Annotated in this window: 8 protein-coding genes; 4 read left to right on the plus strand and 4 right to left on the minus strand. The window is 53.8% G+C overall.

Annotation, left to right across the window (positions count from 1 at the left end):
* The first annotated feature begins 35 nt into the window (after positions 1-35).
* From ACLBVC_RS12105 to mqo (ACLBVC_RS12120), 4 genes are all read left to right on the plus strand, one after another.
* The gene (locus tag ACLBVC_RS12105) at positions 36-527 is read left to right on the plus strand and encodes an RNA polymerase sigma factor (protein ID WP_410149939.1); all 492 of its coding nucleotides are present in this window, start codon (positions 36-38) and stop codon (positions 525-527) included.
* Positions 524-1,309, plus strand: a complete 786-nt coding sequence (locus ACLBVC_RS12110) for an anti-sigma factor family protein (RefSeq protein ID WP_410149806.1) — start codon at positions 524-526, stop codon at positions 1,307-1,309. Before ACLBVC_RS12105 ends, ACLBVC_RS12110 begins: the two co-directional genes overlap by 4 nt.
* Positions 1,310-1,611: 302 nt before the next feature.
* Positions 1,612-3,255, plus strand: a complete 1,644-nt coding sequence (mqo, locus tag ACLBVC_RS12115) for a malate dehydrogenase (quinone) (protein ID WP_101077664.1) — start codon at positions 1,612-1,614, stop codon at positions 3,253-3,255.
* A gap of 370 nt (positions 3,256-3,625) precedes the next feature.
* On the plus strand, positions 3,626-5,278 hold the full coding sequence (mqo, locus tag ACLBVC_RS12120) for a malate dehydrogenase (quinone) (protein ID WP_410149807.1): 1,653 nt from the start codon (positions 3,626-3,628) through the stop codon (positions 5,276-5,278).
* 69 nt (positions 5,279-5,347) lie between these two features.
* Here mqo (ACLBVC_RS12120) and ACLBVC_RS12125 read toward each other — a convergent pair whose 3' ends face one another.
* The 4 genes from ACLBVC_RS12125 to ebgR all read right to left on the minus strand — a co-directional run bounded on the left by ACLBVC_RS12125 (position 5,348) and on the right by ebgR (position 11,548).
* The gene (locus tag ACLBVC_RS12125) at positions 5,348-6,847 is read right to left on the minus strand and encodes an amino acid permease (RefSeq protein WP_410149808.1); all 1,500 of its coding nucleotides are present in this window, start codon (positions 6,845-6,847) and stop codon (positions 5,348-5,350) included.
* 40 nt (positions 6,848-6,887) lie between these two features.
* Positions 6,888-7,340 carry a beta-galactosidase subunit beta gene (locus tag ACLBVC_RS12130; protein ID WP_410149809.1) on the minus strand — a complete coding sequence of 151 codons (453 nt, stop codon included), beginning with the start codon at positions 7,338-7,340 and terminating at the stop codon, positions 6,888-6,890.
* Positions 7,340-10,396: a beta-galactosidase subunit alpha gene (ebgA, locus tag ACLBVC_RS12135; RefSeq protein ID WP_410149810.1), complete on the minus strand. Its 3,057-nt coding sequence runs from the start codon at positions 10,394-10,396 to the stop codon at positions 7,340-7,342. Before ebgA ends, ACLBVC_RS12130 begins: the two co-directional genes overlap by 1 nt.
* A gap of 171 nt (positions 10,397-10,567) precedes the next feature.
* A complete protein-coding gene (ebgR, locus tag ACLBVC_RS12140) occupies positions 10,568-11,548 on the minus strand; it encodes a transcriptional regulator EbgR (RefSeq protein ID WP_410149811.1) in 981 nt (326 codons plus the stop codon).
* Positions 11,549-11,683: the final 135 nt, after the last annotated feature.

Here is an 11,683-nt window from a genome sequence, read left to right on the forward strand (position 1 = left end):
AACGCTAAATTTCACCCACCGACTTACGTCATGAACTGAGTCAGTGTCTGGCGCGTCTGTGGCGTTACGCGATGGTGTTATCGCGCAAGCCGGACGTGGCAGATGATCTGGTGCAATCGACCTGCGTGCGGGCACTTGAACGCTGCGCGCAGGTGGTTGATCGCGCCGGAGCCGATCGCTGGTTCTTTTCCATTCTGCACTCCATATGGGTCAACGAACTCAGGGCGCAGCACGTCCGTCAGGGGCTGGGATTTGTCGATGTCAGTGAAACAGACGTCCCCGCCGATGCGTTCTCTTTTGAAGACCGGCACTGGCATACGCAGGTGATGCTGCGGGTGAATGCCCTGCCGGAAGCCCAGCGGAACGCGGTATTTCTGGTGTATGTCGAAGGTTTTACCTATCAGGAAGCGGCAATGACGCTGTCAGTGCCTATTGGCACCATCATGAGCCGCCTGGCCGCCGCCCGGCTTACGCTGGCAAAAGACACCGGTTCCGGCGCTCAGCCACAACAGGGAGAGAAAAAATGACCCGCGAAATCCCCCCAGCGCCATTCTCCGATGAAGTTCTGGTCGCCTATCTCGACAACCGGCTGAGCGAAAACCAGCGGGCGCAGTTTGATTCCCGGCTGGCGCAGGACGATGTACTGGACGGGCGTCTGACGAATATGGCGCGCAGCAATTTGCCTTTCCACGATGCGTTCGGGTCGATGTTGCAGGACGCCCCGGTGGGCCGTTTGCAGGCGGCGCTGGACACGATACCGGATGCACCGGTTGCCCGTTCGCGCGGATTCAGCCGCCGTGCATTGCTGGCGGCGTCGGTCAGCTTTATGGCTGTCGGGCTGCTCGCCGGACGCTATTCCGCGCTGCTTTCCGGTGAATCTTCCAAAGACAACTGGCGCGATCGCGTGGCGGATTACATGTCGCTGTACACCGCGCAGACGCTGGCGGACGTCAATGACTCTGCTGAACAACAACAAATTCAGCTGGCGCGGGTGCAAAAAACGATGGGCATCGGGCTCAGCCCGGCGGCGCTGGAAGTGCAGGGCGCTGAGCTGAAAAATGCCCGCATATTGCATTACGATGACTACGATATTGCGCAGATCACTTACCTTGATGCCCGCTACGGGCCGATGGCGCTGTGCATTACCCGCAGCGAACACCGGGATAACACGGCGCAGGAAAGCGAGATCCGGCAAAAAATGAACGTCGTTTACTGGCGCGAGGCGGGTTACAACTTCATGCTGATCGGCCACAGTCCTGCAGCCGTTATGGCCGCGCAGGCCGCGGCTTTGCGGGATAATATCGCCTGATTGGTTTCTCCCTGAAACTAACTTATGTAATTATTTAAAGTATTAAACTATTTTTAATGCACGTAACGACGATGTTAAATTGTTTACGAAATCTCGATAATATGAGTATTCGGTAACATTTGTGTGGTTGATTTGTCGTTGTTCACCGCGGTTTTCGTTACTCCCCATTATTGTCCTTTCAGACTCTGAGGAAATAATCGCTTATTTCCCCACCGCACCGGGTTGTTGATTTCGTTTATCCAGGGAATCTGGATAGCTTTCACCTGCAAAACTAAAACTAAACATTCAGAGAAACAGACGTCATGAGAAAGATACTCGCCATGATCCTCTGCCTTAACGTGGTTGCATTCAGCCAGACAGCGTTCGCAGAAGATGAAAAGCCCGTTGATGTGTTACTGATCGGCGGCGGCATTATGAGCGCGACGCTGGGGACATACCTTCAGGAATTAGAGCCTGACTGGTCAATCGACATGGTCGAGCGTCTGGACGGTGTGGCGCTGGAAAGCTCCAACGGCTGGAATAACGCCGGTACCGGGCACTCTGCGCTGGCTGAAATGAACTACACGCCGGAAAAAGCCGATGGCAGCATCGACATTTCCAAAGCGGTCGAAATCAACGAATCCTTCCAGATTTCCCGCCAGTTCTGGACTTATCAGGTACAGAACGGCGTTCTGCACAACCCGCGTTCCTTTATCAATAGCACGCCGCACATGAGTTTTGTGTGGGGTGATGACAACATCAATTTCCTGCGTAAACGCTTCGCGGCGCTGCAACAAAGCACGCTGTTCCGCGGCATGGAATATTCAGAAGACCCGGCGCAAATCAAACAGTGGATCCCGCTGGTGATGGAAGGCCGTGACCCGAAACAGAAAATCGCGGCGACCCGTATTCCGATCGGCACCGACGTGAACTTCGGTGAAATCACCCGTCAGCTGGTGGCTTCGCTACAGAAAAAACCAAACTTCTCGCTGAGCCTCGGCCATGAAGTGCGCGGTATCAAACGTAACCCGGATAACACCTGGAACGTGACGGTGGCTGACCTGAAAAATGACGGCAAAGAAAGCGTCATCAAGGCGAAATTCGTCTTTATCGGTGCGGGCGGCGCGTCCCTGACCCTGTTGCAGGAATCCGGTATTCCTGAAGCGGATAACTACGGCGGCTTCCCGGTTGGCGGCCAGTTCCTGGTGACTGAGAACCCGGAAATCGTGAAACGCCATCTGGCGAAAGTGTACGGCAAAGCTGCCGTCGGCTCCCCGCCGATGTCCGTTCCGCACCTCGACACCCGTATTCTTGATGGTAAACAGGTTCTGCTGTTCGGGCCGTTCGCGACCTTCTCCAGCAAATTCCTGAAAAACGGTTCCCTGTGGGATCTGTTCGGCAGCGTGAATTTCTCCAACATCATGCCGATGACCCACGTGGGTATCGACAACTTTGACCTGGTGAAATATCTGGTCAGCCAGGTGATGTTGTCCGACGAAGACCGTTTCGATGCATTGCGTGAATACTTCCCGGATGCGAAGAAAGAAGACTGGCGCTTGTGGGAAGCCGGTCAGCGCGTGCAGATCATCAAGAAAGATGAGAAAGAAGGCGGCGTTCTGCGTCTGGGCACCGAAGTGGTCAGCTCCAAAGACGGCAGCATTACCGCGCTGCTGGGCGCATCACCGGGCGCGTCTACCGCGGCACCGATCATGCTGCACCTGATGGAAAAAGTGTTTAAAGACAAAGTCGCCACACCGGAATGGCAGGCGAAACTGAAGGAAATCATCCCTTCTTACGGCACTGAGCTGAACGGCAACGTCGCCGCCACCGAGAAAGAACTGGGCGACACCAGCCGCGTTCTGATGCTGGACAACCCGCAACCCAAAGCGGCTGAACCGGCACCGGCGGCAGAGACAAATGCTGCACCGAAAAAAGAGCAAAAAGTCGTCGCTGACGTCGCGCTCTGATCGGATTGGTTAAGCAGTGATTTTGAAGGCGCGGGAAACTGCGCTTTTTTTATTCCCCCTCTGTCTGCACTTTCCTAAAAACCCGATTTAGCACGAATAGCGCATTCTTTGTACGGCTCACATCCGCCTTAAAACCCTTTCACATGCCTAAAAAACCCAGTCAGGCTGCGGGCTGTGAGGGAGATCACATCATCAGCTACCTTTTTTTTGAAACGTTAAATCCTTTTTTAAATTATGTAGTGATAATGTTATATTCGTAGCCATCATTTGAAAAAATGAAGTTTCAGTAACGATCCCGCGTGTTTTTTTGCTAATTTCTTGTTCGATAGTCTTAACAAAACAGAACTGAACATTTAGAGAAACAGACGTCATGAGAAAGATACTTGGTATGCTTCTCAACCGTGACTCACTGGGTGCCAGCGAGCCTGCGGCCGCAGAAGACGAAAAATCCGTTGATGTATTGCTGGTCGGCGGCGGAATTATGAGTGCAACGCTGGGGACGTATCTCCAGGAACTCGAGCCGGACTGGTCGATCCACATGATCGAACGCATGGATAGCGTGGCACAGGAAAGCTCCAACGGCTGGAACAATGCGGGCACCGGCCATGCGGCGCTGGCAGAAATGAACTACACCCCGGTGATGCCCGACGGCTCTGTCGATATCACGAAAGCCGTGGCGATCAACGAAGCCTTCCAGGTTTCCCGTCAGTTCATGGCGTATCAGGTGCAAAAAGGTGTGCTGAATAATCCGCGCTCATTCATCAACAGCGTGCCGCACATGAGCTTTGTCTGGGGCGATGAAAACATCGATTTCCTGCGCAAACGCTTCGCTGCGCTGCAGGAAAGCACGCTGTTCCGCGGGATGGAATATTCGGAAGACCCGGAACAAATCAAACAGTGGATCCCGGCCGTAATGGATGGCCGTGACCCGAATCAGAAAGTCGCTGCGACACGCACCACGGCAGGCACGGACGTGAACTTCGGTGAAGTGACCCGTCAGCTGGTTGAAGCGTTACAGAAAAAATCCAACTTCACGCTGGCGAACGGCCAGGAAGTGCGCGATATCCAGCGCAACCGCGACAAGACCTGGCGCGTCACCATTACCGATCTGAAGCACAGTCACAAACACCACGTCGTGAATGCGAAATTCGTTTTCATTGGCGCGGGCGGTGCATCGCTGACATTGCTGCAAAAATCCGGCATTCCGGAAGCACGTGAATACGGCGGTTTCCCGGTCGGCGGTGAATTCCTGGTGACTGAAAATCAGGACGTGGTGAAGCGTCATCTGGCGAAAGTTTACGGCAAAGCCGCCGTGGGCGCGCCGCCGATGTCCGTTCCGCATCTCGACACCCGCATTATCGATGGCAAACAAGTTCTGCTGTTCGGGCCGTTCGCCACCTTCTCCAGTAAATTCCTGAAAAACGGTTCCCTGTGGGATCTGTTTGGCAGCGTGAACAGCTCCAACTTACTGCCGATGACGCACGTCGGCGTGGGTAATTTCGACCTGGTGAAATATCTGGTCGGGCAGGTCATGCTGAGCGATGAAGATCGCCATGCTGCGCTGAAGGAGTTTTTCCCGCAAGCCGAGCAGAAAGACTGGAAACGCTGGGTTGCCGGGCAGCGCGTGCAGGTCATCAAAAAAGATGGCAAGCGCGGCGGCGTTTTGCGTCTGGGCACGGAAGTGGTCAGCGCGAAAGACGGCAGCATTGCGGCATTGCTGGGCGCCTCTCCGGGCGCGTCCACGGCAGCGCCTATCATGATGAAATTGCTGGAAACGGTCTTCAAAGAGAAAGCCGCCAGCGCTGAATGGCAGGCGAAATTCCGCGAAATCATTCCGTCCTACGGCACTAAGCTGAACGGCAATGTGGAAGCGACCCGGAAAGAGCTGCTGGAAACCAGCCGCATTCTCGGGCTGGAAATCCCGTCAATGGAAACGACGCCGGTTGCCGATGTTGTGCAACTCCGTCCGCTCGATGTGCAAACTAAAGAAGAACCGAAACAACCTGCGGATATCGCGCTGTAGGTTCGGATTCCAGAAAAACAAAAACCGCCTTGATTTCTCAGGCGGTTTTTTTATGTTCAGAATTCCGATCTACGCGCCGGAAAGCGGTTTTGCGATATTCGCTGCTTTCACACGCGCCGTTTCGTTCTGTGATTCCAGCACTATTCTCGCCAGCGGTGTGTCTTCGTGATAACGCGTTTTATCATCCAGCCCTTTGGAATATTTGTTGTATTTCCACCACGCATAGCCGAGGAAAAGCACCAGCCCGCCGACGTTGTAAAACACGATGGTAATAATGCCGGCACCGGTCGGGAAGGTCGAAGCAATAAACCCGACGGTGAAAATCACAATCAGCGTACTGACGATGGTGATTCCCTGCATTCTGGAACCCATTTTAAAATCGCGTTCGACGTTATCGTATTTCAGCCGCAGGTTCAGGTACGCCAGCATAATAAACAGCGGCGGAAGCATGGACGCCGCGGCGGTCATGTTAATCAGCGTATTCATTAATTCCTGTACGCTGTCGGAGCCTAACGTTGGAATTAACATCAGCGGGATGACGATTAAAAACTGGATCCATGCCGCACGCGTCGGCACGCCATGCTTATTCAGACGGATGGTTTTCTCGCCAAAAATCCCCTTAGGAATTTCAGTAAAGAAGATTTTCACCGGCGCTGCCGTCCACATCAGCAGTGATCCAAACATCGCGGTGAAGGAGACCACGCCGACAAAACGGTTCATCAGGACGGCCGGTAAACCAAAGTGCGCCGATAATCCTTCAAAAACCTGTACCGTGCCGCCGGTGAAATGCAGTGCGGACTGCGCCACAAAAACGTTGATCAGCAATGACGCGATGGAATACAGCACGCCAATTACCAGCCCGGAAATAATAATGACTTTGACAAACGAACGGCTGCCGCCTTTGACGTCATTCACATAAACCGCGACGGATTCCGCACCGCCTGCCGCCTGGAATATCCACGCGATAATGCCTAAGAATGCCCAGTTAAAGTGCGGCGTCATGGCCTCCACGTTAATCGGGTTCGCCGGTTCCACGCCCCCCATTAATGCCGCGCCTGCCAGCACAATATAAGAGAACGTCAGCAACAACATTAACGTGGACGTTACCGATGTCATTGGACCGAGTAATTTCGCGCCGCTGTTGGAAATTAATGTCGAAAAAGCGAACAGACAGATGCTGATAATCGCCGTGGTGATTGGCGTGAAGATATAGTCGTGCCCTAAAAAGGCGTACGACGCATAGGCAATGACGCGCGGAAGTAATGCCGTGAAGAAGAACAAATTCACGAACCAATAAGTGTATGCGGTCATAAATGCCCAGCGTCCACCGAGTGCGCTTTTTACCCAGGCGTAAACTCCGGCTTCCGAGTTTTTATTCAGCGAGACAAACTCGGCGATGATCAGACAGAACGGAATAAAGTAAATGATCGTCGCCACCAGAAAAACCGGCGCAGAGGCGATGCCTAACTGAATATTGTTATTAATGACGTTATTGAAGCTAAAAACGGCGGCAAATGTCATGGATAACAATCCAAATTTACCGATTGTGTTTCTGCTCGACCCGGCCATAGATTCTCTCCAACTGCTTTTTGTAGGATTAGGTTTTTTATTATTTATTAACGAAATAACTTTCTTCGATGGTCACTTTTAAGATGACTTTTTTGACGTCTTTTTCCGGCCTGAACCGGCTGGCTTCGTGGTTTTCAAAGATAATGACATTGCCTTTTTGGGCCGTAATTTTTTCTCCGCGGCCGGAAAACAGTTCGCGGTCGGTTTCGTCGCAATAGGGCGCGCAATTTTGCAGAGAGGATTTGGCGGCGAATTCGATTTCTTCGCGTCCTTCGAGGTAATAATGCACGTCGAAATAACGGCGGTGGCCTTCGAACGTTTCCCGCTGAGGTTCCGCGCCGGATGCCAGCCGGTACACCAGCGAATCCCCGATGGAGTGAAAAACGCCGGGGCGGATTTTTTCAATATTATTAATGGCTTCCCTACAGCGCTGCCATTTTTTCCCTGCATGATAAAGCAGCTGAAATTCAGCCAAAGACCCGAGAATAATCATCAGTTTACCTCCTTTGGCTGGATGCTGAATTGCGCGAGACGCAGGCTGTCGTTGTCCTGCTGGCGGAACGGCAGCATCGTGAAGCCGTAGCGAAATGCCGTGAAATACACGCGGTAGGAATCGAGCACTTCCGAACCCCACGAGTTCGAGCCGAGACCCATGATCTGGTGATCGAGATTGAGCGTCAGGCAGCTGTCCGGCGTGAGTTCGTCGATGTGTTGCGCCTGTTGCAACATCTGCGAACTGTACGGCCACAGGCTGAAATTGAGCGGCTGGCGCGGCTGAATGAAAATGCCGTTGCCCGCGTTGTCGCGCAGGCTCAGCCAGCGAACGTCCTGTCGGTTGCCGTTGTCCTGCGGCATCGGGTAGTTTTCAAACAGGCTGGCCGCCGGTTGCTGATAATGGCCGATCAGGTTGGCCTGACGGCTGTCCGGATAGTTTTCACCCGGTCCGCGCCCGTAATATTCCACCTGTCCGAAGCGACGGCTGAGGCCAAAATCCAGCCCGATTTTGGGGATCACGTGGCTGAAATCGCCATACGGCGTGCCGGATAAATCGAGGCTGACCGCGCCCTGCGGCGATATCTGCCAGCGGTAAACGCAGCGCATCCCGAAATCAAAGACCGGTGGCGCGATGATGCTGTGAACTTCAATCACCACGTCGTCATTTTGATTTTTCCAGCTCAGTGAGCGGAAATGTTGCTGCAGGATTTGCAGATGATTCGGCTGCCAGATGCCTTCGAACTCAGGTTTATGGTTGTCGATAACCGGCTTGAAGAAGTTGAGTTTCGGCGCGCGCCCGACGATTTCTTCGCCGTCCGTCTGCCAGGATTTCAGTTCGCCGTCGAGACGGGAAAATTCGAGACGGAAGTTTTCGCCGCGAACGATCAGCTGATGTTTTTGCTCGTCGCAGACCCGCGCTGCCGTGGCTTTTAGATCCGGTAAAATCTCCAGCGGCTGAGCCGCCTGCAACAACACCTGATAATGGCCGAGCGGATAATTCGCGTCGCTGTAAGCGGTCGGGCTGTTTTTGCTGATGCGGATGTTCAGGAAGGTTTCCTGCCCGCCGGCGTTGAATTCCGGCAGAGGAACCGTTTCGCTTTCGCCGGATTGCAGGTGTGGCAGAGCGATTTCGCGGATTTCCTGACAGCGGCCTGCCACCTGCACGGTGAGCGTCAGCGTGATGTCTTCCAGTGAGCTGTACCAGTAACGGTTTTTGACCCGCAGCGTATTGTCGTCGTGGCTGATTTCCACCGGGCACAACACCTGTTTGTATTCGCGCAGGCCGGGGCCGGGAGTCTGGTCCGGATAAATCAGTCCGTCCATGCAGAAGTTGTAGTTGTTCGGATAATCGCCGTAATCACCGCCGTAGGCGTAACGCGACTGACCGTTTTCACCGGTTTCCAGCAGGCCATGGTCGCACCATTCCCAGATGTAATGCCCCTGAAGGCTGGCGTGGCGGTTCATGACGGCCTGGTATTCCGCTAATCCGCCGGGGCCGTTGCCCATCGCGTGGGCGTACTCGCAGATGATGCGCGGTTTGGCGTGCGGGTATTCGCCGAACGCATTCATCATTTGCACGCGGGAATACATGGTGCTGATGACGTCGGTGACGTCGGCGTCGCGATCTTCTTCGTAATGGATCAGGCGTGTCGGGTCGAGGGCTTTGCAGCGCGCGGCCATCGCGCGGATGTTACAGCCATAGCCGGATTCATTGCCAAGCGACCACATGATGATGGACGGGTGATTTTTCTGCGCCATCACATGCCGCTCGATGCGCTCAACATAGGCGTGTTCCCAGCGCGGATCATCGGTGATGCGGCTCAGATCGCCGACGTTGGCGAAACCGTGGCTTTCCAGGTCGGTTTCGGCCATCACGAATAAACCGTAGATATCGCACAGTTCATAAAAGCGCGGATCGTTCGGGTAATGCGCGGTGCGCACCGAATTGATGTTGTGCTGTTTCATCAGAATGATATCGCGCTCAACCCGCGCCATATCGACCGCGCGGCCTTTGCGATGATCGTGATCGTGACGGTTTACGCCGTGCAGTTTGAGGTAGCGCCCGTTGACGTAAAACAGCCCGTCGCGCACGCAGATATCGCGAAAGCCTACGCGCTGCGGCACCACGGAAATCACATTGCCCGCCTCGTCGTACAGCGTTAAAAGCAGCTGATATAACGCGGGATGTTCGGCGTTCCACTGGCGTGGCTGGCTGACCGGAATTTCAAGATGGCAGCGGGTTTTATCCGCGAGATAAAGGTCAGTGAGAAAAAGCTCTGCCACGCCATTTTCGCCATCCAGTAACTGTGCGTGCAGGCGATAACCCTTCACCGGTTCACGCTGATTATCCAAAACGGCATCAATTTTCAGCGTGGCGTCGCAGTAGTTTTCATCGAACGCGGTGACGACTGTCAGGTCCTGAAGATGCACGGCATTCTGCCCGGTCAGAGTCACGTCGCGGAAAATCCCGGCCATCCACCACATGTCCTGATCTTCGATATAGGTCGAATCTGCCCACTGCAAAACGCGCACCGACAACAGGTTTTCGCCCTGCTGCACAAAAGCGCTGATGTCAAACTCCGCGCACAGGCGGCTGCCTTTGCTGAACCCTGCGTAATGGCCGTTCACGTACACTTCAAAGTAGGTTTCGACACCGTCGAATTTAATGAGGGTTTGCGCATTTTCCCACGTTGCATCGAGATGAAATATCCGCTGATACGCACCGGTCGGGTTATTGGTCGGAACATAAGGAATATCGATCGGGAAGGGAAAACCTTCATCGGTGTATTGCAGCTGGCCGTGGCCTTCCATCTGCCACATGCCCGGCACGTTAATGTCGCCCCAGCCGGATACCGGCTGATTATAGAATTCGTCGGGGACTAAAGCCGGGTGCTCAAAATAGCGGAACTGCCAGCGGCCGCTGAGCAGCTGGAAATGCTGACTGGCCGCACGGTCAAAGCTGAGTGCCTGCTGCGCATTTTTATAGCTGAAAAAGCAGGCACGCGGCGGTAAACGGTTTTCTGACTGTTTGTCTATATTTTCCCAATTATTCACGTAATCTCTCCTGAGACGTGTTTCTATGGGAAATAAGATAGTAAATATTTAGTAAAAATAACTAAAATCATTTACCGATTGTTCAGGGGATCACAAAAATTAAAAAATAGGCAGAAGGATCATGCAGTTAATTTTTACTGCAACTGATGATCCTTTTGAAGGCTGGGGAATTTAGCGGCGGGTGGTGTCGCGCAGCTGGAGAGAGCTGGGCACAAACACGGAAAGCGGGACGCTGCGTTCATCACGCAGACGTTCGGTCAGCAGGTTAACCGCCTGCGCGCCCATGGTTTCGGACTGGATGCGGACCGTTGATAAAGATGGGAAAACAAAGCGTGCGGTCGGGATGTCGTTGACGCTGATCAGCGCGATTTGCTCCGGAATTTTCACGCCGTGTTCAAGCAATGCGCGGGTGACGCCCAGCGCCATGGTATCGGTGGCGATCAGCAGCGCCGGTGGAAACGGCGTATTCTCCTGCAACATTTTCTTCGCGCACTGGTAGCCGGACTGGCTGGTGAAATCGCCGTAGTAAATATCTTGCGGCTGCACGACGTTTTTCAGGCGACCATATTCCACAAACGCCTGTTCCCGCTGATCGGCAAATTCCGGGTGATCGCGCCCGCCGATAAAACCGATCCGCGAATAACCCTGGCCGATAAAGAAGTCGATCACTTTCTGGCTGATCTTAAAGAGATCGACGTTCACGCAGTCAAACCGCGCGTCTTCCATCACGCCATCAATGAAAACCACCGGGCTGGATTGCTGGCTGAGCTGGGTGTGCAGCGCCGTTTGCGGCTGGCCGATAACCAGAAAACCGTCTGCGGCGGGCAGCGGCTTATCACCGGTGAAGTCATAGCCAGAAATCAGGGTCACGCCAAGTTTTTCGCACTGTGTTTCAATGCCATAGCGCATGGAAAGGTAGTAAGGATCGTCGATTTCCAGCCCCTGGCGGTAGGTGAAAAGCGCGGCGAAGGTCATCCGGTGCGTGGCGTTACGTTTGGACGATGACAGTTTGTATTCCAGGCGTTCTGCCGCTTCTAAAATCTTCTGCCGGGTTTGCGCTTTCACGCTCAGGCTCGGATCGTCATTTAGCACACGTGAAACTGTCGCAACGGATACGTTCGCGGCCTCAGCGATTTCCTTCAAAGTAGCCATCAGCGTCTCATAAACAGGTAAACCAAAGCCGTAGCTTAATGTGATCAGCGGCTTATGTACACCCGCCCCGGATGCGTAAGCCCCCAAAATCTCACTGTGACAGGGTTAACGCTTTACCGATATTTAAGTATATTT

It is taken from the genome of Rahnella selenatireducens (assembly GCF_046449555.1).
Classification (GTDB): Bacteria; Pseudomonadota; Gammaproteobacteria; order Enterobacterales; family Enterobacteriaceae; genus Rahnella; species Rahnella selenatireducens.